The 22,869-nt window shown below is 67.8% G+C and carries 22 protein-coding genes, 2 tRNA genes and 1 pseudogene; 13 read left to right on the top strand and 12 right to left on the bottom strand.

Going from position 1 to position 22,869, the window contains the following annotated elements:
• Positions 1–142 precede the first annotated feature (142 nt).
• The 5 genes from ABS361_18635 to ABS361_18615 all read right to left on the bottom strand — a co-directional run bounded on the left by ABS361_18635 (position 143) and on the right by ABS361_18615 (position 3,922).
• Complete coding sequence (locus tag ABS361_18635; GenBank protein XBY44045.1) at positions 143–589, bottom strand: carboxymuconolactone decarboxylase family protein; 447 nt, start codon at positions 587–589, stop codon at positions 143–145.
• Positions 586–975, bottom strand: a complete 390-nt coding sequence (locus ABS361_18630) for a MerR family transcriptional regulator (GenBank protein XBY44044.1) — start codon at positions 973–975, stop codon at positions 586–588. Before ABS361_18630 ends, ABS361_18635 begins: the two co-directional genes overlap by 4 nt.
• A gap of 179 nt (positions 976–1,154) precedes the next feature.
• A complete protein-coding gene (gene cmk / locus ABS361_18625; GenBank protein XBY44043.1) occupies positions 1,155–1,805 on the bottom strand; it encodes a (d)CMP kinase in 651 nt (216 codons plus the stop codon).
• Between the two features lie 148 nt (positions 1,806–1,953).
• Positions 1,954–2,646 (bottom strand): glutathione S-transferase family protein, encoded by a 693-nt coding sequence (locus ABS361_18620; protein ID XBY44042.1) that lies wholly within the window; start codon positions 2,644–2,646, stop codon positions 1,954–1,956.
• 301 nt (positions 2,647–2,947) lie between these two features.
• Positions 2,948–3,922: a complex I NDUFA9 subunit family protein gene (locus tag ABS361_18615; GenBank protein ID XBY44041.1), complete on the bottom strand. Its 975-nt coding sequence runs from the start codon at positions 3,920–3,922 to the stop codon at positions 2,948–2,950.
• A 273-nt stretch (positions 3,923–4,195) separates the two neighbouring features.
• On the opposite strand from ABS361_18615, the gene ABS361_18610 reads away from it, so the two are divergent.
• The 10 genes and pseudogenes from ABS361_18610 (at position 4,196) to ptsN (ending at position 14,669) form a co-directional block, all read left to right on the top strand.
• Positions 4,196–4,280: transfer RNA gene (locus ABS361_18610), tRNA-Leu, on the top strand.
• Positions 4,281–4,952: 672 nt separating this feature from the next.
• Complete coding sequence (locus tag ABS361_18605; GenBank protein XBY44040.1) at positions 4,953–6,686, top strand: ABC transporter permease subunit; 1,734 nt, start codon at positions 4,953–4,955, stop codon at positions 6,684–6,686.
• An 18-nt stretch (positions 6,687–6,704) separates the two neighbouring features.
• On the top strand, positions 6,705–8,024 hold the full coding sequence (locus tag ABS361_18600) for a nitrate/sulfonate/bicarbonate ABC transporter ATP-binding protein (protein ID XBY44039.1): 1,320 nt from the start codon (positions 6,705–6,707) through the stop codon (positions 8,022–8,024).
• Between the two features lie 217 nt (positions 8,025–8,241).
• Positions 8,242–8,856, top strand: a complete 615-nt coding sequence (locus tag ABS361_18595) for a ribonuclease D (protein XBY44038.1) — start codon at positions 8,242–8,244, stop codon at positions 8,854–8,856.
• Between the two features lie 204 nt (positions 8,857–9,060).
• On the top strand, positions 9,061–9,783 hold the full coding sequence (gene lptC, locus ABS361_18590; protein XBY44037.1) for an LPS export ABC transporter periplasmic protein LptC: 723 nt from the start codon (positions 9,061–9,063) through the stop codon (positions 9,781–9,783).
• A 5-nt stretch (positions 9,784–9,788) separates the two neighbouring features.
• Positions 9,789–10,346, top strand: coding sequence for an LptA/OstA family protein (locus ABS361_18585; GenBank protein ID XBY44036.1), 558 nt, complete (start codon positions 9,789–9,791; stop codon positions 10,344–10,346).
• A gap of 281 nt (positions 10,347–10,627) precedes the next feature.
• Positions 10,628–11,365 (top strand): LPS export ABC transporter ATP-binding protein, encoded by a 738-nt coding sequence (gene lptB, locus ABS361_18580; protein ID XBY44035.1) that lies wholly within the window; start codon positions 10,628–10,630, stop codon positions 11,363–11,365.
• A gap of 113 nt (positions 11,366–11,478) precedes the next feature.
• Positions 11,479–13,100 (top strand): annotated as a pseudogene (gene rpoN, locus ABS361_18575) (RNA polymerase factor sigma-54).
• Positions 13,101–13,430: 330 nt separating this feature from the next.
• Positions 13,431–14,009, top strand: coding sequence for a ribosome-associated translation inhibitor RaiA (gene raiA, locus ABS361_18570; GenBank protein XBY44034.1), 579 nt, complete (start codon positions 13,431–13,433; stop codon positions 14,007–14,009).
• Between the two features lie 195 nt (positions 14,010–14,204).
• Positions 14,205–14,669 carry a PTS IIA-like nitrogen regulatory protein PtsN gene (gene ptsN / locus ABS361_18565; GenBank protein XBY44033.1) on the top strand — a complete coding sequence of 155 codons (465 nt, stop codon included), beginning with the start codon at positions 14,205–14,207 and terminating at the stop codon, positions 14,667–14,669.
• A 167-nt stretch (positions 14,670–14,836) separates the two neighbouring features.
• Here ptsN and ABS361_18560 read toward each other — a convergent pair whose 3' ends face one another.
• On the bottom strand, positions 14,837–15,097 hold the full coding sequence (locus ABS361_18560) for a DUF1150 domain-containing protein (GenBank protein XBY44032.1): 261 nt from the start codon (positions 15,095–15,097) through the stop codon (positions 14,837–14,839).
• Positions 15,098–15,271: 174 nt separating this feature from the next.
• Positions 15,272–15,706, bottom strand: coding sequence for an Hsp20 family protein (locus ABS361_18555; protein XBY44031.1), 435 nt, complete (start codon positions 15,704–15,706; stop codon positions 15,272–15,274).
• A 406-nt stretch (positions 15,707–16,112) separates the two neighbouring features.
• Here ABS361_18555 and ABS361_18550 point away from each other — a divergent pair.
• Positions 16,113–16,202: transfer RNA gene (locus tag ABS361_18550), tRNA-Ser, on the top strand.
• A 406-nt stretch (positions 16,203–16,608) separates the two neighbouring features.
• Here the strand turns inward: ABS361_18550 and ABS361_18545 are convergent.
• Genes ABS361_18545 through ABS361_18535 form a run of 3 tightly spaced genes read right to left on the bottom strand, consistent with a single transcriptional unit; the run spans position 16,609 to position 18,316 of the window.
• Positions 16,609–17,061: a hypothetical protein gene (locus tag ABS361_18545; protein XBY44030.1), complete on the bottom strand. Its 453-nt coding sequence runs from the start codon at positions 17,059–17,061 to the stop codon at positions 16,609–16,611.
• Between the two features lie 5 nt (positions 17,062–17,066).
• On the bottom strand, positions 17,067–17,984 hold the full coding sequence (locus tag ABS361_18540; protein XBY44029.1) for a sterol desaturase family protein: 918 nt from the start codon (positions 17,982–17,984) through the stop codon (positions 17,067–17,069).
• A gap of 29 nt (positions 17,985–18,013) precedes the next feature.
• The gene (locus ABS361_18535; protein XBY44028.1) at positions 18,014–18,316 is read right to left on the bottom strand and encodes a hypothetical protein; all 303 of its coding nucleotides are present in this window, start codon (positions 18,314–18,316) and stop codon (positions 18,014–18,016) included.
• 195 nt (positions 18,317–18,511) lie between these two features.
• Here ABS361_18535 and ABS361_18530 point away from each other — a divergent pair, with 195 nt between their 5' ends.
• Together ABS361_18530 and ABS361_18525 are read left to right on the top strand one after the other, a co-directional pair.
• Positions 18,512–19,234 (top strand): response regulator transcription factor, encoded by a 723-nt coding sequence (locus tag ABS361_18530; protein ID XBY44027.1) that lies wholly within the window; start codon positions 18,512–18,514, stop codon positions 19,232–19,234.
• Complete coding sequence (locus ABS361_18525; GenBank protein XBY44026.1) at positions 19,231–20,562, top strand: ATP-binding protein; 1,332 nt, start codon at positions 19,231–19,233, stop codon at positions 20,560–20,562. The genes ABS361_18530 and ABS361_18525 overlap by 4 nt, the downstream gene beginning before the upstream one ends.
• 253 nt (positions 20,563–20,815) lie before the next feature.
• On the opposite strand, the gene ABS361_18520 is transcribed toward ABS361_18525, so the two are convergent.
• Together ABS361_18520 and ABS361_18515 are read right to left on the bottom strand one after the other, a co-directional pair.
• Positions 20,816–21,013, bottom strand: a complete 198-nt coding sequence (locus tag ABS361_18520; GenBank protein ID XBY44025.1) for a hypothetical protein — start codon at positions 21,011–21,013, stop codon at positions 20,816–20,818.
• Positions 21,014–21,201: 188 nt separating this feature from the next.
• Positions 21,202–22,842 carry a ShlB/FhaC/HecB family hemolysin secretion/activation protein gene (locus ABS361_18515; GenBank protein ID XBY44024.1) on the bottom strand — a complete coding sequence of 547 codons (1,641 nt, stop codon included), beginning with the start codon at positions 22,840–22,842 and terminating at the stop codon, positions 21,202–21,204.
• Positions 22,843–22,869 lie beyond the last annotated feature (27 nt).

Here is a 22,869-nt window from a genome sequence, read left to right as displayed (position 1 = left end):
GCCTGTCGCTGGCGGCCAGACTTCCACCGCTGGTGAAAGTCCCCTCGAAAGTCACGTGCATATAAACGCTTGCGCCGGTTCCGGCAAGGCGGAATCCGGCCGGAACCGGCGCATTCTAGCGTGTTCGGGCCAAGCCCCCGCCTCAGGCCGCAGGGCGCTCCGGGCTCCGGCTCGGCGCCACCCCGCGTGCCGCGAAGACCTCCCGGGCCGCGAACAGCGCGTTGAGCGCCGCCGGAAAGCCGGCATAGACCGCCATCTGGATGAACACCTCGACGACCTCGTCCGGCGTGACGCCGACATTGAGCGAAGCCTCGATATGGACCTTCAGCTGCGGCGTCGCGGTCCCGAGCGCGGCGAGCGCCGCGATGGTGGCGATCTCGCGCGAGCGCAGGTCGAGGCCCGGCCGGCTGTAGACGTCGCCGAACGGGAACTCGATCAGCAGGTCGGCGAAATCGGGCGCAATGTCGGCGAGCGCGGCGATCACGCGATGGCCGGCCTCGCCGTCGATCTCGGCGAGTTTGGCGAAGCCGCGGTCGTAGCGGTTGCGGTCGGAAGCGCCGGCGGCGTGGTCGGCATGGTTGAGTGTCATGATGCGATCTCCGGGTCGCGATCGGCGGCGAGGCCGGCTTCGATCGCGCGATAGGTTTCGATCTTGTCGTCGAGCGCGCCGAGGCTCGCGGTGAGCGCGGCGATGTCGTCGCGGACGCGGATCCTGTGACGCTCGAGCATGACGCGCCGGGCGGCCGTGGTGGCGGGCCCCTGTTCGCGCAGGCGGGCATAATCGAGCATCTCGGCGATGCTCATGCCGGTCGATTTCAGCCGGCCGAGAAAGGCGATCCAGTCGAGCGTGTCGGCCGGGTAGACCCGCCGCCCACCGCGGTCGCGCGCCGGCTTCCGGATCAGCCCGATCTTCTCGTACCAGCGCAGCGTATCGACCGAGAGGCCGGTCGCCCGCGCGAGATCGCCGATCATCATGGCGCGGCACCTCGCGGCAGGAAGGCGGCGCGGACTTCGTTCTGGCGCGGAAATGCGGACTTGCGGGTCATGTCGATCGCTCCTTCGTCAGGGATCGACACCCCATCTACCGGCTGGAGCGCACTCCAGGTCAAGGGTCTTTGTCCAGCGTCCGCGACAGGTCCCCGCGAGATGGGGCGTCACCCGACGCGGCGCGCGCGCCACTTGTCGTCGACGATCGCGATCGCCGCCGTGAACGCGCCTTCGCGATCGAGGTCGCTCGTATCGAGGATCACGGCGTCTTCGGCCGGCTTGAGCGGCGCGGTCGAACGGCCCGAATCGCGCTCGTCGCGCTGGCGGATCTCGGCCAGGATCCGCTCGTAATCGACGTCGCGGCCCTTGGCGGCGAGTTCGTCGGTGCGGCGCCTGGCGCGCACTTCGGGGCTGGCGGTGACGTAGATCTTGACCGGCGCCTGCGGGCAGATCGCGGTGCCGATGTCGCGACCGTCGAGCACCGCGCCCGGCGCGCGGCCCGCGAAGTCGCGCTGGAACGCGATCAGCGCTGCACGCACCTGCGGATGCACGGCGACGCGCGAGGCGTGTTCGCCGGCCTCGTGGCCGCGCAGGCTCGGGTGCTTGAGATCGTCCGGATCGAGCGCCGCGGCGATCTGGCCGGCGAGCTCGCCATCGTCGAGATCGAAGCCGCGCTCGGCCATGATCCGGCCGACGGCGCGATAGAGCAGCCCGGTGTCGAGATGCGGCAGGTGGTAGTGGTCGGCCAGCCGCAGCGCCAGCGTGCCCTTGCCCGCGGCGGCGGGCCCGTCGATGGCGATCACGAACGGGTTCGTCATGGGCTGAAGGTTCCGGCTTCTGGTCACGATCGGGAGCGGTCGCGTCTCGATGACGGCCGCGTGACCGTGTCTAGAGCGTTTCACCGTCGTAGGGAAGCGGCAGCGCCGTATGGCAGCGCCCGGCAACGTCCCGACCGGCGATCGTGGTTCAGAAATCGAGATCGGCGTAGGTCGACGACGGCGGCATCGCCAGGATGCGATCGGCAAGCAGCGGCCGGAACGACGGTCGCGACTTGATCCGCGCATACCAGTGCCGGGCGTGATCGTCGTCGTCCCACGGCACTTCGCCGAGATAGTCGGCGCAGGAGAGCGTCGCCGCGGCCGCGAGATCGGCGAAGGTCATGCGTGGGCCCGCGAGCCAGTCGCGCGTGGCGGCGAGATAGCCGACGTATTTCAGGTGATGCCGGATGTTCGAGCGCGCGGCGCGCAGCACGGTGGAATCGGGCTCGCCGCCGCCGAGCCCGCGCGGCATCTCGAGCTTGTAGATCTTCTCCTGCACCAGATAGCCGGTGACCTCGGCCTCGAACTTGAGCAGGAACCACTCGACCAGCCGCCGCACCTCGGCGCGCGTCTCGGCGTGATTGGGCATCAGCCGGCGGTCGCCCATGGCGTAGCCGCGCGTCTCGTCGATGTACTCCATCGCCACCATCGGGCCGCAGATCGGCGGGCCGTCGTTCTCGACCACCACCGGCAGTGTACCGGCCGGGTTCATGATCAGGAACTCGCGGCGCCGGTCCCAGGGTCGCTCGACGACGTATTCGGCCTGCACGCCGTATTCCGCGCACATCAGGCGCACGAAACGGGAGCTCGCCGAAAACGGATGATGGAAGATCTTGAGCATGGAAATCCAGGGTCGGCCGCGACCACGGAGCGCGGGCGGACGGGCATGGGACGGGACAGCCCTGCCGGCTGGCGGATCGGTATAGTTTGACCGGATAAGCCAAACAACCCGTATACGAACACGGTAAACTGCGCGGCTCCGTCGCCGAATTGACGGTCGCGGACGCAATGGCGTTTCCCGATTCGTTTGCCTGACCTGCCGTTTCGGCGCTTGCGGGCACGCAAAACGAAGACGCCGGACCCATGTGGATCCGGCGTCTCGATCACGCAGTTGTGCGGTGGAAAGCCGTTTCGCGCCGCGTTCAGGCCGGCTTGCGGTCGAACTGACCGGCCGGGCGGAACCGCCACAGGTAGCTCGGCAGGATCGCCTCGAGCGTCGCCGGACGGATACCGATACCCTCGAGCGTGCGCCCGCTCGCGGTCGCTTCCGCCGAGACGACGTTGTCGTGCTTCAGGAGCTCGACCTGATCCTCGGTCAGGAGCTTGCCCGGCAGCATCTGCAGCAGCTTCGCCTGCAGCCGCGCGATGCCGAACGGGATCTCGACGAAGGGCCGCGAGCGGTGGGTCTGCGCGAGCACGAGTTCGAGGCACTCGCGGAAGGTCTTCACTTCCGGCCCGCCGAGCTCGTAGATGCCGGCGGCGATCGTGCCGTCGACGGCGCGTGCGATCACCTCGGCGACGTCGACCACATAGGCCGGCTGGAACTTCGTATGTCCGCCGCCGATCAGCGGCAGGACCGGCAGCATGCGGGCGAGATCGGCGAACTTGTTGAAGAAGTCGTCGTCCTGGCCGAACATCACCGACGGCCGCACGATGGTCGCGTCCGGATAGGCGGCGAGCACGGCGGCCTCGCCGGCGGCCTTGGTACGGGCGTAGACCGAGGCGGAGGCCGGATCGGCGCCGATCGCCGAGACCTGCACGAATCGTTCGACGCCGGCGGCCTTGGCGGCCTCCGCCACGACGGCCGCGCCGCGCGCCTGCACCTGATCGAAGGTCTGCCGGCCGCTCTCGGCGAGAATGCCGACGCAGTTCACCACCGCATCCGCGCCCTCGACGGCGCGCTCGACCGACCAGCGGTATTTCGGCCTCAGATTGGCCTGCACGGGCATGATCTGCCCGACGACGCCGTAGGGCTGCAGCTGGCCGGCGAGGTCGGGCCGGCGGCAGGCGGCGCGCACCCGGTAGCCGCGCGCGGCGAGCGCGCGAACGACATAGCGGCCGACGAAGCCGGAGCCGCCGAAAACCGTGACCAGTTTGCCGTTGAGGGGAGCGGGCATGGGCGATCCTTCGCAGTCGCGGAATGGCTTGACGTTGCATAGCCGCCGACGCGCCGCTTGTGAAGGGCGGACGAAGCCGGAGGGTTTCGGCCTTCGCGTCGTCCGCCCCTTCGTCTGGTTCCCGATATGGGACGAGCGGGGCGCCGAACCCCACGGCCGAAAGGGACGCCGGCTTCGAAAGATCGGCGCCTGTGGATGAACGAGACGAATTCGACGCCCCGGCACGATGCCGCTTGACAACCCCCGCCGGACCCCCTATCCGTCGCCGCCGTTGCCCAGGTGGCGGAATTGGTAGACGCGCTGGTTTCAGGTACCAGTGGTGCAAGCCGTGAAGGTTCGAGTCCTTTCCTGGGCACCATCTCTTCTTCAGAGATGTGTGATCGAACGAAGACCGAGAGCGTGAAATGCGCTTCTTCGTGACATCATGAGTTCGCGCTCTCCGCCCGGGCGCGTCGCCTTCGCTTCCAGGATCTCGCGTGCTCGATCGTCCGGCGTCTGACGCCCGGGTTTATCGCATGTTCGTCTTCGCAGGCGATCGCCGGTGCGCGGCTGCGCTTCCCTTTCCTGACAGACGCGTCACTCAAGTAACTTGACAAATCCGTCATGTATTCGCCGGCATTCAACCCGGTGTTGACAATGACGGAAATCGAGATCATGACGGCCACGCTCCGGCTCGGGAAACATCCCGCCGGGCCTAAAAGTCAAGCACCCATGGACACCTACAGTCGACCTACCCCGTCAGTCGCACGTCCTGCGGTCCGCTGAGCCTTATTGAGGCTCGTCCGGCCGCGCGCGCGGCATTGGAGACGAGCCATGACCTTTTGCCCTCAGGTTTTCCTGATGCGCGGCCGCGTTGCCGCGAGCGCCGCCGCGGTTACCCCTGCCGCTGATGTCGCGCGCCCCCGTCTTTCCGCAGACCATTGTCATCTGACGTCGATGAACTTGCGGAATCTTGCCCGAAGTTGAGCCGGCTGACCGGACGATTCTGCAAGCTTTCCGTCATTCGCCTCCAGCGACGAGGTTCATCACGATGGTCTTTCACCGGGTCGCCCCCGCGGGCGTCGGCCGCTCCTATCTTCCCAACGTTTTCGACGTCGCCGCGCTCTTGCTCGTCATCGGCGTGATGGTGCTGATCGCCTATGGCGCGCGTGCCACCGCGCAGCCGCTGACGGTGCTCGACGTCGCGCCGATGACGCTCGATCCCTGGCATCTGCCCGAATATGCGCTGCGCACGACGCTGCGCATGCTGATGGCGATCGTCTGGTCGCTGATCTTCACCTTCGTCTACGCGACGCTCGCCGCGAAGAGCCGCAAGGCCGAGATCGTGCTGATCCCGATCCTCGACGTGCTGCAGTCGGTGCCGATCCTCGGCTTCCTCACCTTCACGGTCGTGTTCTTCATGGGCCTGTTCCCCGGCCAGATCCTCGGTGCCGAGCTCGCGAGCGTGTTCGCGATCTTCACCAGCCAGGCCTGGAACATGACCTTCTCCATGTACCAGTCGCTCCGGAGCGTGCCGAAGGATCTCGAGGAGGCCTCGCAGAGCTTCCACCTGTCGACCTGGCAGCGGTTCTGGACGCTCGACGTGCCCTTCGCCATGCCGGGCCTGGTCTGGAACACGATGATGTCCATGTCCGGCGGCTGGTTCTTCGTGGTCGCCTCCGAGGCGATCACGGTCGGCGACACGACCGTCACCCTGCCGGGCATCGGCTCCTGGGTGGCGCTGGCGATCAAGGAGCAGAACCTCGGCGCGGTCGGCCTCGCGGTCCTGACCATGCTGGTGATCATCGTCGCCTACGACCAGCTGCTGTTCCGGCCGATCGTCGCCTGGGCCGACAAGTTCCGCTTCGAACAGACGGCCTCGGCCGACCAGCCGACCTCCTGGCTGCTCGACCTGTTCCGCCGCACCCGCGCGCTGCGCGCGGTCTCGGGCGCCATCGCCGGCCAGTTCGGCCGCGTCGCCGGCTTGCGGCTGCCCTCCTTCGGCCTGCCGTCGTTCGGCCGCGGCTTACCGATCCCCGGCCGGATCGTTGATACGCTCTGGCTGGTGATCGTCGGTCTCGGCACGGCCTGGGTCGCCTGGGAAGTCTATGTCTTCGTCGGTGCCTCGCTCGGCCTCGCCGATGTCGCGGAGGCGGTCGGCAAGGGCTTCATCACGCTGGTGCGCGTCGTGGTGCTGATGGCGCTGGCGACCGTCGTCTGGGTGCCGATCGGCGTCTGGGTCGGCCTCCGGCCCAAGATCGCCGAGAAGGTCCAGCCGCTGGCGCAGTTCCTGGCGGCGTTCCCGGCCAACATCGCCTTCCCCGTCGCCGTCGTGCTGATCGTCCACTTCAAGCTCTCCGCCGACGTCTGGCTGAGCCCGCTGATGATCCTCGGCACGCAGTGGTACATCCTGTTCAACGTCATCGCCGGCACCACGGCCTTCCCGTCGGACCTCAAGGAAGCAGCGCAGAGCTTCCACCTGACCGGCTGGCGCTGGTGGAAGAACGTCATCCTGCCGGGGATCTTCCCCTACTACGTCACCGGCGCGATCACCGCCTCCGGCGGCTCCTGGAACGCCTCGATCGTGGCCGAGGTCGCCAGCTGGGGCGACACCAAGCTGACCGCGACCGGGCTCGGCTCCTACATCGCCCAGGCGACCGAGGCGGGCGACTTCCCCCGTGTGGTTCTCGGCATCGCGGTGATGTCGATCTTCGTGACCCTGTTCAACCGGCTGCTGTGGCGGCCGCTCTACGCCTTCGGCGAAACCCGCCTGCGTCTCGGCTGAGCTCCGGAGTAGAAAATCATGGCAAACCTCGATCACGTCTCGAACGTCACGCCCCTGATCGACATCCGGAACGTCAGCCGCTCGTTCCCGAAGGCGAACGGCGAGGATCTGCTGGTCCTCGACCACGTCGATCTGACCATCCGCCCCGGTGAGATCGTCGGCCTGCTCGGCCGTTCCGGCTCGGGCAAGTCGACGCTGCTCCGGATCATCGCCGGCCTGTCGAAGCCCTCGACCGGCGATGCGCTGTGCCGCGGCGAGACCATCGCCGGCCCGCCCAAGGGCGTCGCGATGGTGTTCCAGTCCTTCGCGCTGTTCCCCTGGCTCACCGTGCAGCAGAACGTCGAGCTCGGCCTCGAGGCGCTCGGCGTCGATGCGGTCACCCGCGAGGCCCGCGCGGAAGCCGCCATCGACCTGATCGGTCTCGGCGGCTTCGAGAACGCCTACCCGAAGGAGCTGTCCGGCGGCATGCGCCAGCGCGTCGGTTTCGCGCGGGCGCTCGTCGTCCACCCGGACCTGATGCTGATGGACGAGCCGTTCTCGGCGCTCGACGTGCTGACCGCCGAGACGCTGCGCACCGACATCATCGATCTGTGGACTGAAGGCCGGCTGCCGATGAAGTCGGTGCTGATCGTCACCCACAACATCGAGGAGGCGGTGCTGATGTGCGACCGCATCCTGGTGTTCTCGTCGAACCCGGGCCGGATCGCCGCCGAGATCAAGGTCGAACTGCCGCATCCGCGCAACCGCCTCGACCCGCGCTTCCGCGCGCTGGTCGACAGCATCTACGCGCGGATGACCCAGCGCGCCGAGCCGAAGTCGCTCGCCGCCGAGGGCATTCCCGGCTCGGGCGTCGGCATGGTGCTGAACCATGTCTCGACCAACGTCATGTCCGGCCTGATCGAGGCGGTCGCGACCGATCCGTTCCGCGGCCGCGCCGACCTGCCCGTGCTGGCGGATCGGCTGCAGATGGAATCGGACGAGCTGTTCCACCTCGCCGAGGCGCTGCAGCTCCTGCGTTTCGCGGTGGTCGAGGAAGGCGATCTGGTGCTGACCGAGGCGGGCAGGACCTTCGCCGATCTGGACACCGACGCGCGCAAGACGCTGTTCGCGCAGCATCTCCTGAATTTCGTGCCGATCGTCGGCCTGATCCGGCGCGTGCTCGACGAGCGCCCGACCCATTCGGCGCCGGCGGCACGCTTCCGCAACGAGCTCGAGGACTACATGTCCGAGGACTATGCCGACGAGACGCTGGCGACGGTCGTCTCCTGGGCGCGCTATGCGGAGCTCTTCGCCTACGACGAGAACGCCGAGCTGTTCAGCCTCGAGAGCGGCGAGTGACCGGCGAGCGGTCGATCCAAGTGCCGGTGGTTCCGTCGAACCACCGGCGCGATCCGGGGCTGCAATTTTAGTCCCGGATCGCGATCTTCACCGAATCGTCATTCCTCCTCGTGCGTGGTAGAGAGATCGCGCGGGCGCGCCGGCACCTGGAGTGTCGAGGTCGGGCCCGTCCACGCATGATCTCGCCCCTTCGCCCCGCATCTGACGGCTGTTGTTGATGACCATCCGCTACCACGTCGGCGATCTGCCCGATCTTTCCCGCTACACGACATCCGTGGCGATCGACACCGAGACGATGGGCCTCAACCCCCATCGCGACCGGCTCTGCGTGGTGCAGCTCTCGCCCGGCGACGGCAGCGCGGATGTCGTCAAGATCGGTCTCGGCCAGAAGCGGGCGCCGAACCTCGAAAAGCTCCTCGCCGATCCCGCGATCGTGAAGATCTTTCACTATGCGCGCTTCGATATCGGCGTTTTGTTCCATACCTTCGGAGTCACGACGGCGCCGATCTACTGCACCAAGGTCGCCTCGAAACTGGTCAGGACCTACACGGACCGACACGGACTCAAGGACTTGGTCAAGGATTGCATCGGCGTCGAGATCTCCAAGCAGCAGCAGAGCTCGGACTGGGGCGCCGACGAGCTGACCGAGGCGCAGCTCGCCTACGCCGCCTCGGACGTGCTCTACCTGCACCAGATCAAGGAAAAACTCGATTTCTGGCTCGAACGTGAGGGTCGCACTGATCTGGCGGCGGCCTGTTTCGAGTATCTTCCGACGAAGGCGAAGCTGGACCTGCTCGGCTACGCCGAAAACGACGTGCTCGATCATTCCTGACGGCACGGCGAGGACCGCCGGAGGCACCGCTCTCCGGTCGACACATGGCTCGCGTGACGATGCGGGGCTTGTGTGGAGAATGCGAGGGACCACATCGGCCCCGAGCCGCAGACGCCGGGAAGGCACCCCTTCCGACAGGCGCGATCACGGTGGAATTGGCATAACCGAAGGGAAGGGTGGGGGCCCGAACCGAGCGGACGCGGAATGACCGACATCGACATGGACCTCGATTCTCGAATGGTCCCCGCGCAGCCCGACGCGGCGCGCGGCCAGGTTCGCGCGCGCCATGCCGCGAGCCGCCACAGCCGGCGTGTGCGCCTGCTCAAGATCCTGCTGCCGATCGCCGGCGTGGCGATCGCGCTGATGGTCGCCGCGATCGTGGCGCTCAAATCCTTCCTGCCCGGCATCAACATGCCGGGCGTTCTGTTCTCCAAGGACGGCCTGACCATGGTCGAGCCGCGGCTGTCGGGGCGCGCGAAGAACCGCGCCTATGACGTGACCGCCGCGCGCGCCTATCAGAGCCTCGACAATCCGAAGGTCGTCACCCTTGAGAAGATCGACGGCCGCATCGAGATGCCCGACCAGACCTGGGCCAAGATCGAGGCCAAGCATGGCCGCTACGACGGCACGACACAGAAGCTCGTGCTCGATGAGGGCTTGAGCGTCGTGACCTCGAACGGCTATCGGATCGAGGGGGCGCTCGCGAATGTCGATCTCGACTCGGGCCGCATGACCAGCGATCGTCCGGTGACGATCGATGGACCGGCCGGCCGGATCGAGGCGGGCGGTGTCGATGTGACCGACGAGGGTCACGCGATCCGCTTCACCGGCGGCGTCCGCATGAACCTGCTGCCGGTCCCGGCGAAGCCGGGGGAACCGGCCGGCGGGCCGGCCTTCCGTTCGAATTCGGCCGAGGCCGGGAGATGAGACGCATGACGATCCGTAAAATGGTTCTCGCCGCGGGCTCGGCCCTTGCGCTCGGCGCGCTCGCAAGCGGCGCCGCCTTCGCGCAGGGCACCGGCGTCTCCGACGCGTTCCGCGGCTTCGGCGCCAATTCCAACGACCCGATCCAGGTCGAGGCGGACGCCTTCGAGGTGCAGGACCGCGACCAGACCGCCGTGCTGACCGGCAATGTCCAGGTGCGCCAGAAGGACTCGACCCTCAAGGCGGTCAAGGTGAAGATCTTCTACGAGGGCAAGGGCGTCGCCGCCGCCGGCTCGCCCGGAGCCCAGCAGATCCGCCGCTTCGAGGCCGACGGCAAGGTCGTCATCAATCAGGGCGACCAGACCGCGACCGGCGATCATGGCTGGTTCGACATGCGCTCGCAGACCGCCCAGCTGACCGGCAACGTCGTGCTCGCGCAGGGCAAGAGCGTCGGCCGCGGCGAGAAGCTCGACGTCGACCTGCGCACCGGCGTCTATCGCCTGACCGGCGGCCGCGTGCAGATGCTGCTCGAGCCGAGCGCTCCGGCGAAGCCGAAGACGCCCTGATCGGGCGTCGATCGCGGGCGCCACCGCCGCGCCCGCGGCTTTTCTCCATAGCATCGCCTGGAAAGCCCCCTTCGTCCGATGTGGTGCCCTGGTGCCGCGACGGCCGGGATCGAGGTTGGAAGCCGCCCGACATCCGGCGCCGATCTCTTCCGACGGTTCGCGCGCAAGACACCCCCTTCCGATTGCCGGAGTTCCGCTTGAAGTCTCCCGCCAAAGGCCCGGCTCCGGCCGGACGACAACCGCAGGACCAACGGTCCGGGGCCGCCGCCCCGGCGGGATCCGTGCCGTCCGGCGCGGCCGAGGGTCTCGTCGTCGCTGCGGTCGCAAAAAGCTATAAGCGCCGTCGCGTGGTCGAGAGCGTCAGCCTCAATGTCCGGCGCGGCGAGGCCGTCGGCCTGCTCGGTCCGAACGGCGCCGGCAAGACCACCGTCTTCTACATGATCACCGGCCTGATCCGCCCGGATGCCGGCCAGATCCTGCTCGACGGCTACGACATCACCGGCCTGCCGATGTACCGCCGCGCCCGGCTCGGCATCGGCTATCTGCCGCAGGAGGCCTCGATCTTCCGCGGCCTGACCGTCGAGCAGAACATCATGGCGGTGCTCGAGGTGGTCGAGCCCGACCCGAAGCGGCGCCGCGCCGATCTCGAGCAGTTGCTCGGCGAGTTCCACATCGATCATCTGCGCGCGACGCCGTCGATCGCCTTGTCGGGCGGCGAACGCCGCCGCTGCGAGATCGCCCGCGCGCTCGCCAGCCGGCCGTCGTTCATGCTGCTCGACGAGCCCTTCGCCGGTATCGACCCGATCGCCGTCGGCGACATTCAGACGCTGGTGCGTCACCTGACCCAGCGCGGCATCGGCGTCCTGATCACCGATCACAATGTCCGCGAAACGCTCGGCCTGATCGACCGCGCCACCATCATTGCCGGCGGCCATGTGCTGACCGAGGGAGCGCCGCACGAGATCGTCGAGAACCCCGATGTGCGGCGTCTCTACCTCGGTGAGCAATTTAGTCTTTGATGACCCGGTTCCGGTAGGATATCGATAGAGAGGCGGAACAAGGCAAGTTTCGGACCAACGCTCGAGCTTGGTCGTGGAGCGCTTGCGACGGTATCGAGGTCGATCGAGGAACGATGGCGCTTTCCACCAAACTGGAGCTGAAGCAGAGCCAGTCGCTGGTGATGACGCCGCAGCTGATGCAGGCGATCAAGCTGCTCCAGCTCGGCAGTCTTGACCTGGTCGCCTATGTCGACGCGGAGGTCGAGCGCAATCCGCTGCTCGACCGCGACGATGGCGAGGAACGCACCGTCGTGGAGGTGCAGCCCGACGGCTTCGATCGTCCGGCGCCCGCGTCGACCGCGTCCGACGGTCCGGGCGAGGCCGGCGGCGACACGGTCGATCTCGGCGGTTCCGACCATGACGGGTCCGGACCGGGGGCGACGGCGAGCCGCGCGAGGGCGACTGGCTCGAAACCCGCCTCGACAGCGCCGGCGACATGTCCGACCGGCTCGACGCCGATCTCTCCAACGTCTTCCCCGACGAGGCGCGCAGCGGCGACGGCGAGGCGATCGACCCGTCCCGGCTCGCCGGCGACAGCTGGGCGACCGGCACCGCCCGCGGCCCGGCCGACGGCGACTACAATCTCGAAGCCTTCGTCGCCGCCGAGACCTCGCTGCGCGACCATCTCGGCGAACAGCTGGCGCTGGCGATTTCCGACCCGATGCGGCGCCTGATCGGCCAGTTCCTGATCGACGCGGTCGACGAGGCCGGCTACCTGCGCACCGACCTCGAGACGGTCGCCGACAAGCTCGGCTGCGGCGTCGATCTGGTCGCCGAGGTCCTGGCCTCGATCCAGCGCTTCGACCCCGCCGGCGTCTGCGCCCGCGACCTCGCCGAATGCCTGAAGCTGCAGCTGGTCGAGCGCGACCGCTTCGACCCCGCCATGCAGGTGCTGGTCGAGAACCTCGAACTGCTGGCGCGGCGCGAGTTCGGGCAGCTGAAGAAGCTCGCGCGCGTCGATGACGAGGATCTCGCCGACATGATCGCCGAGATCAAGGCGCTGAACCCCAAGCCCGGCAATGCCTTCGGCACCGCGCTGGTCCAGCCGGTGGTGCCGGACGTCATCGTCCGCCCCGGTCCGGACGGCTCCTGGGCGATCGAGCTCAACAGCGAGACGCTGCCCAAGGTCCTGATCAACCAGACCTATTACGCCCGTGTCTCCAAGACGACCAAGGACGACAAGGACAAGGCCTACCTGAGCGAGTGCCTGCAGACCGCCAACTGGCTGGTCAAGAGCCTCGATCAGCGCGCCAAGACGATCCTGAAGGTCGCGAGCGAGATCGTGCGCCAGCAGGACGGCTTCCTCGCTCACGGCATCCGGCACCTGAAGCCTTTGAACCTGCGCATGATCGCCGACGCGATCGGCATGCACGAATCGACCGTGTCGCGCGTGACCTCCAACAAGTACATGGCGACGACGCGCGGCATCTTCGAGTTCAAGTACTTCTTCACGTCCTCGATCGCCTCCGCCGAGGGTGGCGAGGCGCATTCCTCCGAATCGGTGCGCTACCGGATCAAGGATCTGATCGACAAGGAAGATCCCGACGACGTGCTCTCCGACGATACGCTTGTGAAACTCTTGCGTGAGGCAGGGGTGGACATCGCGCGGAGAACGGTCGCCAAATACCGCGAGGCGATGAACATTCCTTCGTCCGTGCAGCGCCGGCGCGAGAAGCAGGCGCTGTCGCGGGCGTGATCGCGGGGCCCGCCGCCGTCACGCCATGGTCCGCCGCCATGGTCCGGCAACGGGATCTGCGAGTTGACGGCGACGGCGGTCGCCGATAATGACCGCCCCACGCCTCGGCGTCCGAAGACGGCGCCGGCCGGAGGGGCGGGACATAGGGCGGAAGAAACCGCGATCCGGCACGAGGTCCGAACGCATCGAGCGTGACGGCCGGGTTCCGGATCGACAAGGACAGGCTTCCGGCGGTCCGGCCCGCAATCGCGTGGGACCGGGGCGCCGGCAGAAGACCGGCGGTGGCGGGCAGGTGCCCGCGTGGGCCGACCGGTCGGAGGTTCGCGAAACATGACCCTCAGGGTTTCCGGAAAGAACGTCGATATCGGCGAGGCGCTGCGTTCGCACATCGTCGGCCGCGTCGACGAGGTGCTGGGCAAGTACTTCAACGGCACCAGCAACGGCCACGTCACCGTCGAGAAGGAGGGCAACGGCTTCCGCACGGAATGCGCGCTGCATCTGGCGACCGGCGTCACCGTGCAGGCGGCCTCGAGCGCCCAGGATCCCTACAAGAGCGTGGACGCCGGCATCGACCGCATCGAGAAGCAGATGCGGCGCTACAAGCGCAAGCTCCGCGACTATCACGCCGGAACCAAGCAGGTCGAAACCTTCGAGGGCGCCTACCGCGTCCTGGAGGCGCCTTCGGACGAGGAAGAGGTTGCGTCCGACTTCGCGCCGGTGGTCGTCGCCGAGCAGACGAAAGCGCTCAAGGTGCTGTCGGTCGGCGGCGCGGTCATGGAGCTCGACCTGAGCCAGGGCGAGCTCGTCGTATTCCGCAACGCCGGCACCGGCGTCGTCAACGTCGTCTACCGTCGCAAGGACGGCAACATCGGCTGGATCGATCCGGGCCTCGACGGCAAGTCGGCCTGATCGTCAGCGTCATCGACCATGCGCCGGGGGTGATCGATCCCCGGCGCCTTCTCGCAGTGTCATAGTACGCAGTGTCATAGAACCGGCGTCGAGACCGTCGCCCGGCGCGAGCCGCGCGGGCGGCCGTCGCCGACGGGCGTCCCCGGCATGGCCCGCTCATTGCTTTGCCGGTGATACCTGCAATCGGAAATCACCATGGACCTCGGCGACCTTCTGAGCCCGGACGCGATCTTTCCCGCGCTCAAGGCCAATTCCAAGAACAAGCTCGTTCAGGAGCTCGCCGAGAAGGCAGCGGCCGTCACCGGCCTGCCCGAGCGCGAGATCTTCGAGACGCTGCTCCAGCGCGAAAGGCTCGGCTCGACCGGCGTCGGTCGCGGCATTGCGATCCCGCATGGCAAGCTCGTCCGGCTGAAGCGGCTGACCGGCCTGTTCGCGCGGCTCGAGCGTCCGGTCGATTTCGAGGCGATCGATGAACAGCCCGTCGATCTCGTCTTCGTGCTGCTGGCGCCGGAAGGCGCGGGCGCCGATCACTTGAAGGCGCTCGCCCGCATCGCCCGCGCGTTGCGCGAGCCGGGCCTGGTCGCCAAGCTGCGCGCGACCGACGACGCTACCGCGCTCTACGCGGTGCTGACCCATGCCCAGGCCTCCGACGCCGCCTGAGGTCGGAGGCAAGCCGGTTTCCCGGGCAGGATCCTAATTCCAAAAAGAGACCGGATTCCAAAAGAGACCGGGGCGCGGCGCGCATTCCGAAAGACCGCGGCCGTCCGCCGCCGTCTCGAGAAAATGCGAGCACGCGCCCCTGGCTCGGGAAGCGACGGCCGTCCGGATCAGTGGACGCTGACGGCGGTGAGATCGTTTTCGAACGCGTTGGCGACGACCGCCTCGCGGCTGTCGGCGATCAGGATCGGGGTGCCGTTGGCGTTGACGAGCGCCCAGAGCCGGATGCCCGGGGCGATCGGCGGCGCTTCCGGATAGAGGCCGGCGACGTCGTCCGACTTGATCTCCCGGACATAGGCGAGCTTGCCCGCGCCGAGGACGGCGAACGCTGCGTTCGGCATCACGGTCTTTTCGACGGTGGTATCGTTCATCGGAACCTCCTCGTTCATCTCGTTCGCGCGTTCCGGCATTTCGCCCCGCGCCCGCCTCGCGAGAGGCGGCACGGTGTACCGGATGGCCTCGGACGATCGGCTCCCCGATCGACAACGCCACAGGCGGCGGATCGATCCGGGATCGTGGGCGGAACCAGTCTGCCCAATAAATCGTCAATCGCCCGTTGCGATATCGATTCGGCGGATGATCCGTTCAGGTTCGGGTCGGGCCAGGTCGATCGAGAGCAGCCCGTCCTTCAACTCGGCGCCGACCACCTCCATGCCTTCCGCAAGCACGAAGGCGCGCTGGAACTGCCGCGCGGCGATGCCGCGATGCAGGAAGTGGCGATCCCGGTCGTCCTCGGTCTGCCGGCCGCGAATGACGAGCTGGCGCTCCTCGAGCGTCACCTCGAGCTGTTCGCGGGTGAAGCCCGCGACCGCCAACGTGATTCTCAGCACGTCGCCGACAGCGGTGTCGGGGCGGACGAGCTTTTCGATGTTGTAGGGCGGATAGCCGTCGTTGGCGGCTTTGGCCACACGATCGAGCACGCGTTCGATCTCGTCGAACCCGAGGAGGAACGGGCTGGAAAAGCCCGTGAGACGCGACATGTCGAGGTCCTTGTCTTCGAAGCGACCTGTCCGATCCGGACCCTGAACAGGCATCCGGCGAGCGCGAACGCTCGAAATCCAATATGGGGCGAGGCGTCCGCGCGTTCAAGCTTCCGCCGGTCGGGCCGAGGAACCGCCGGATCGGCGATGCGGAAGCGGCGTGGTCGGGAGGGAAGGAGATCGGGAGGCACGATCGGCAGCAGCGGTTACGCCGCCGCCGGCAACCGGACCGAAGCGCTCGGACCGGCATGCGAATAGCGACCGCAGCCCGGACCGGGAACGCCATGCGTCCTCGCTTGCGACCGGTCGAGCACCAGCGCTCGAACAAGCCCCTGGACCGCGGCGTATTCGCCTTGCTTCGTCCGACGCTTTGCCCTATCAAAGCCCCCGCTCCGCAAGGGGCCCCGGAGAGGTGGCCGAGTGGTTGAAGGCGCACGCCTGGAACGCGTGTATACGGGAAACCGTATCGAGGGTTCGAATCCCTCTCTCTCCGCCAGACCTCCTAGATCCCGTTGAGATCACCGCTCCCGGAGCGCTCCCGCCCGGCCTGACCGTCGTGCCGGTCCAAGGCCCGTCCAGCTGGTGGAAGTCGCGATATCGTGTCCCGACTTGACCCGCGTCCTGCGGCGTCCAAGCCAGATCCGTGCGTTGATCTGGTGTAGGCGGAGGGAGCGATGACAGGTCGGCTGGCGCCGGCGGTCCGTCCTCGGGCGATGATCGCCCTGCTCGGCATGGTACTCGCCGTCCGGTCCGGTAAGCCGCCGCTCGGTGATATCCTCGGTCGCGAGCTCGGTGTCGCACCTCGAGCGACAGGCGGCCGCGTCGAAGAGCCGATCGGCACACCGAAAAACCGCGCCACTCGGAAGAGGCGCGGTTTTTTGGCGTGCCGGGACAAGCGCCGGTCAGCGCTTCTCGACCACGATCGTGAACGGCACGTAGACGACCGAGCCGTCGGCATGGAGCACGCGGACGGAGAACCGGTCGACCCCGGGCGTCCTGCCGGCCTGGTAGAACAGCACGGCCGCCTTGCCGATCTTGCCGTCGCATTTGGCCCAGGGACCGGGCCCGAAGCTCGCGGCGCCGAGGCCGGCACGCGGCAGCGCCGCACCGAGATGCGGGCCATCGACCAGCGTCACCATCGGCCGTGGCTTCGACCGGCATTTGGTGTCGAACGACATGAAAACCGGGTTGAGCGGCGTAGTCTGGCCGGCGCCGACGGTCTGGACCTCGGAGGCATAGCTCAGCGGTCGGCGCTCGGCAGCCTCCACGGCTTCGCTGCCGATCCGAAGCGTGAGCAGAAGGAGGAGCCCGACAGAGGCAGCGCCGCTCCGGGCCGCGGTCGAAATGACGGTCATCGTGATCAGACTCGGTTGGAGACATCCGGCCCGGTGCGGGTCTCGCTCCGGGCCGTCGACTGCGTTTTCGGGCTGTCGGGAGCGCCAGGCGCCAGCAGGACGGCGGCGATCTCGCCGGACGATCGCGCCCGCCGCAGCCGATCGAACAACCGCCGCCATTCGCCGAACAGCACGCCGGCGACGGTTCGCTCATCCGGAACGCCGGCCAACCCGTAGGCGAGCGGCTCGTCCGGGCAGGGCGCGAAGGTGCCGAACAAGCGGTCGAAGACGATCAGCACCCCGCCGAAGTTCTTGTCGAGACAGGCGTCGTTGACCGCATGGTGCACGCGATGATGCGTCGGCGTGTTCAGGATCCATTCGAGCGGACCGAGCCGCGGCGCGAGTTCGGTGTGCAGGAAGAACTGGTAGCCGAGGTTCACCGCGAGCACGCTGGTGATCAGCAGAGGATGGAAGCCGATCCAGGCGAGCGGCAGGAAGAACAGGAACAGGCCGGAGATCGCGCCGGTCCAGCCGAGGCGCACGCCGGCGGTCAGGTTGAGCCGCGTGGCCGAATGATGGACGGCGTGCGTCGCCCAGAACCACGCGATCCGATGCGACGCGCGGTGCTGCCAGTAGAACAGGAAGTCGATCCCGACGAAGAGCAGGATCAGCGCCGGCCACGACGTCTGATCGAAGTCGAACAGCCGATGCCGGTACGCGGCCATGTAGGGCAGCGAGAGCAGCGCCGCCTCGACCACCCGCACGACAGCGTGGCCGAGCGCGATCCAGAGCGAGATCACCGTCTCGCGGCGCTCATGGGCCGGATGCCCGATCGCCCGCGCCGCGAGATATTCCACGATCATGAAATTCGCCGCGACCAACAGCGTGATCGCGACCGGGAACGGCCCGAGCAGGGCCAGTGGCGGAGTGGGGGGTGACACCATGGTCGCGCCGTTCCCGTCCGAGGTCGCGATCAGCGCGACACGGAACCCTGATGGGTGACGGTCTGGCCGTTCGGCAGCACGGTCACCGCATTGGTCGTGCAATGGCCGCCCGAGCAGCTCGCGGTGCCGCTGCGCGAATAGGTGTTGCCGGTCGGACCGGTGCGGTTGACGTTGCGATTGCACGAGCCGTTGGCGCAGTTGGCGGTCGCCGAGACCGTCGACGTGCCGCGCGGGCCGGTGGTCGAGCCGTTGCGGGACAGGGCGAAGGCGTCGCCGGCGGCGAACGCCGGGATCACCAGGGCAAGGAGCAGGGTGGCGGCAATGGTCTTCATGGGGGCTGCAATCCTTCAATGATGTCGTTCAGGCGCAGCCGATCGGCCGCGTCTGGCGCCAAGTTGAAGGGGCTGCGTCACCGGCGCATCGCCGGCGCGTATCGGATGTCGACGCTGTGATGCGGCCGTGTAACGGTTTGTAACGGCGGGGCTTCTCCTCTTGCGTCACGCAGCGCGCGCCACAAAGATCGCGTCATGACCGGTCAGAACCAGATCCTCATGGTCGAAGACGACCCCGAAATCGCCAGGCTCGTGGCCGATCTCCTGCGCCGCGAGGGCTACGAGGTCCATGTCGCCGACAATGCCCAGACCATGGACGGTCAGCTCGGCCGATCCATGCCGGACCTGATGATCCTCGACCTGATGTTGCCGGGCGAGGACGGGCTGGCGATCTGTCGACGGCTGCGTCAGACGACGGACGTCCCGATCCTGATCCTGACCGCGAAGAGCGACGAGATCGATCGCGTCCTCGGGCTGGAGATGGGCGCCGACGACTATCTGGTGAAGCCGTTCGGCCCGCGCGAGCTGCTCGCCCGCGTTCGCGCGCTGCTGCGGCGCAGCCAGGGCCGCATCCGCGTACAGGCGGCGGGGCGCCGCTACCAGTTCGACCGTTTCGTCATCGACATCGAAGCCCGGATCGTCGAGACCGGCGACCCGCCGGTCGCGGTCGACCTCACCACGTCGGAATTCGACCTGCTCGCCTGTTTCGTGCAGAGGCCGCGTCGCGTGCTGTCGCGTGACCAGATCCTCGACTTTACCCGCGGTCGAACCGCCGACCCCTATGATCGGACGGTCGACATGCAAATCTCACGCGTCCGCCGCAAGCTCGAAGCGCTCAGTCCGGGCTCCAACCTGATCGGCACTGTCCGCAACGGCGGTTACCTGTTCACCGGAACCGTCAAGGCGCTGACGAAATGACGCGCATCGCCACCGTCACCCGCACCGCCTTCGCGCTGATGCTCGGCGTCACGGCGGTCTGGATCCTGATGATCGGCTATCTCTATCGCAACGCTCCCGGTGAAGGCGCGCGGTTTCTGCCGGCGCCACGGCAGGTCGCCGCAATGGTCGCCCTCGTCGAGACGGCCTCGACACCCGAGCAGATCGAGACGGTGCGGACCGCGTTCGGCAGCGATCGCTTCGATCTCAGGATCGAGCCCGGCTCGATCGACTTCGACGCGAGCGGCGCCTCTGCGACGGCCGCGGCGCCCTACGAAGCCGCGCTCGGGCGGCCCGTCGCGGTCCACTTCGGACTGGAGGACGGAACCTGGATCTCCCGGACCCGCTGGGGCTCGCGCAACACCGCGTCGATCGCCGTACCGCTCTCCGGGGCCGGACGCTCCACATCACGGTCCACGCCCCTACACGGTTACGGCGCTCGGCCTGCCGCTCGGGCTCGGGGCCGGCATGTTCGGGACCGTGGCCGCGCTGATCCTCTTGCTGATCACGCTGCGGCAGACCGGGGCCCTGGTCGAACTGGCCGCGGCGGTCGACCGTGTCGATCTCGCCGGCCCCCCGCTCCGTTGCCCGACATGCGTTGGCGCGTGGTCGAGATCCGGGCCGTGGCCTCGGCGTTCGAGCGGCTGCAGCGCCGACTGGGATCACTCCTGGCCGCCCGGCTCGCGCTGGTCGGCGGTATCGCGCACGACGTCAGGACCTTTGCCACGCGCCTGCGCCTCCGGGTCGACGGCATTGCCGACGATCAGGAACGGACGCGCGCGATCGCCGACATCGAGGACATGATCCGGCTGCTCGACGACGCGCTGATCGCCGGTCGGGCCGGCACGGCGACGCTCGATCTCGAGCTCTTCGATCTCGATCGGTTCGTCGCCGACGAGATCGGCGATCGCCGCGCGCTCGGGCAGTCCGTCGACGTCGCGATCGTGCCGGGAACCTACCCGGTGCTCGCAGACCGCGTCGCCCTGAAACGGATCCTCGGCAACGTCGTCGACAATGCGATCAACTATGGCCGGTGCGCCCATGTTCGCCTCGCCGCCGTCAGCGCGACCGCGGTCTTGACGATCGCCGACGAAGGGCCCGGGGTCGCCGAGGCCGACCGGGAAACGTTGTTCGAACCGTTCACGCGGCTCGACCCGTCCCGAAACCGCAGGACGGGCGGATCAGGACTGGGCCTCGCGGTGACCCGGACCCTCGTCGAAGCACACGACGGCTCGATCCGCTTCGTCGATGCGGCCCGCGGGGCGATGATCGAAATCCGGCTCCCGCTCTACGCGTCCGGCTCGGGTTAGAGCTCGGGCACCCGGGACGAGCCTTCGCCCTCCACGAAGCCGATTGCCGGGGTTGCCCGAATTGGTCGGAACGACCGGCTGTTCCGTCGAGGGGCAGCGTCAGCCCGCACGGCCTGTTCCGGGCGGCCCGGCGCCCTGTCTTCCGGGTCACCTCGAGCGGAGCGCGTGCCGTTCAGCGCCCGACCCGATCTGAGGCACGCGATGGGACACTGGCGCACCCGGGTGCACAGCACCTGGCGAAGATGGTCGGCCCTCAGACCGTATCCGAATTGGCCGCAAACCGCTTTGCGATCTTCGCGACCGTGGCCCTGCTGCAGCCTGTCGCCGCCTGGATGTTGGTCCAGCTCGCGCGGCCCTTCAGCATCGCGGCGATCCCGTCGTTTCTGGCGACGTTCTCGGCACGGCCCTTGTAACGTCCCTCGGCTTTGGCGCGCGCCTGCCCTTGAGTCAAGCCAGAGCTAAAGATCCGGAGCGCGAGCCTGCGGTGCGACAGATGCCGTCATCTGACAAGTCCGGGAAGAAGGGTCGGGAAAGATCGCCGCCGGCTGCCGCGATGTGTCCGTCATCGGACCCCTTTTCGCGCCGCCACAGTCGAGATCCGTAGGTGAGGCTCGAGACCCGGGTGCCGGCGAGCGCCGCTCAGGGGAACTTCGCCGTCACCCGGAAATAGGCCGTGTATTTCGGCTGCTGATCCATCGACTTGGTGATCGGCACGCCGATCGAGACATCGGCGATCAGGTTGCGCTTGCTGTCCCAGCTGAGACCGGCGCCGAGCGAGTCCATCGTCACCGTGGCCGGGAAGGTGCTGTACACTTGGCCCCGGTCGTAGAACACGAAGCCGTCGAGCCCTTCGATGAACGGCACTTCGTGATGCAGCTCGACGTTGACGTAATAGCCGGCGTAGCCGGCCGCGCCGGTGGTCGAATAGCCGCGCACCGTCGTCGGGCCGCCGATCTGGAACAGCTGGTCGCCGGCGAGCAGCTTCTGGTCCGCCCGCTGTGCCGCGCCGTTGATCGACAGCACGAACTTCTCCGGCAGCCGCGCGGTGGCCGAGTAGGTCGCGGCGGCGACCTCGAATTCCTGGGCGACGCCGGTGACACCGAAATGCGTGCGCGCGAACGAGTAGTTCGGCGCGATCGTCGCCGAGAAGTCGGTGCTCGTGTAGCTGAGCGAGGCGCCGATCGTCCGCTTCAGCGTCGTGTTGTCGGTGATCGAGACGTCCTGCTGCCAGGACGAGGCCTGCGTCGAGGAAAGCGAGCCGCTGACCAGCAGCGCCCAGTTCGTGTTGACGAATACCGGCTGGCTGGCGTTGAGCGCGCCGGTGGTCGACGAGCCGGTGATGCCGAGCGGCCGATAGGGACCGCTGACGACACGGATCGTGCCGCGCGAGCCGCTGACGCCGAGCCGCGTCCCCCATGGCGTGACGGCGGCGTTGTAGGCGGCGTTGCCGGTCAGGTTGCCTTCCGAGACCGCCGAATAGAGCGTGAACCGGTCGTCGAGGCCGATCAGGCCATAATGCTGGAAATTGATGCCGCCCTGCACGCGGCCGACCGACTCGACGCCCATGTTGTCGCCGAAGACCTGCAGCGAGTTGCGCGGCGGCTCGATCACGGCGAGCTGGATGTCGGTCAGGCCGAAGCTCGCGCCGGGTTGCAGCGAGGCCTGGACCTGGGCGTTATGGGTGCGGTTGAAGCGCGCGACGTCGCTCTCGAGCTTCGGCGTGTCGACGACCGCGCCCGGCGTGCCGGCGATCGGCGCCACCGTCTGCGCCGGCAGCCGATCGGTGCCGGTGATCACGGCCTTGCCGAGCTTGCCTTCGACGATGGCGACACGCAGCACGCCGCCCTTCAGATCCTGCGCCGGCAGATAGGCGAGCGCGGTGATGACCCGCCGCTCGGCCAGGATGTCGTTGACCGCCTTCACGATGCGCTGCAGGTCGGAATTGTCGACCTTGCGGCCGACATAGCGGGCCGCGATCGCATCGAGCTCGGCGGTGCTGATGAAGGCCGTCGGATCGAACGTGACGCGCTTCAGCACGAAACTGGCGCCGCCCGGCGGACCGACCAGCGTCTCCGCCGGCTTCGGCCCGATCACCGCCGGTCCGTTGAGGCTGGTCTCGTCACGGCGCTGGATCGTTTCCTGATTGCGCCGGTTCTGATCCGCGATGATCCCCGGATTGGGCAGCGGAGGAACGACCTGCGCACGCGACGTACCGGTCGCCGACGTCAGAATCGCTCCGGCCAGCCCGCCGATCACGGCGAGCTTCTGATCAGGCCTCATGAATTCCACCTTCACGCAAGGCCCGGA

It is taken from the genome of Ancalomicrobiaceae bacterium S20 (assembly GCA_040269895.1).
GTDB lineage: Bacteria > Pseudomonadota > Alphaproteobacteria > Rhizobiales > Ancalomicrobiaceae > Methyloraptor > Methyloraptor flagellatus.
This window is presented reverse-complemented; position numbering and strand designations above follow the sequence as displayed.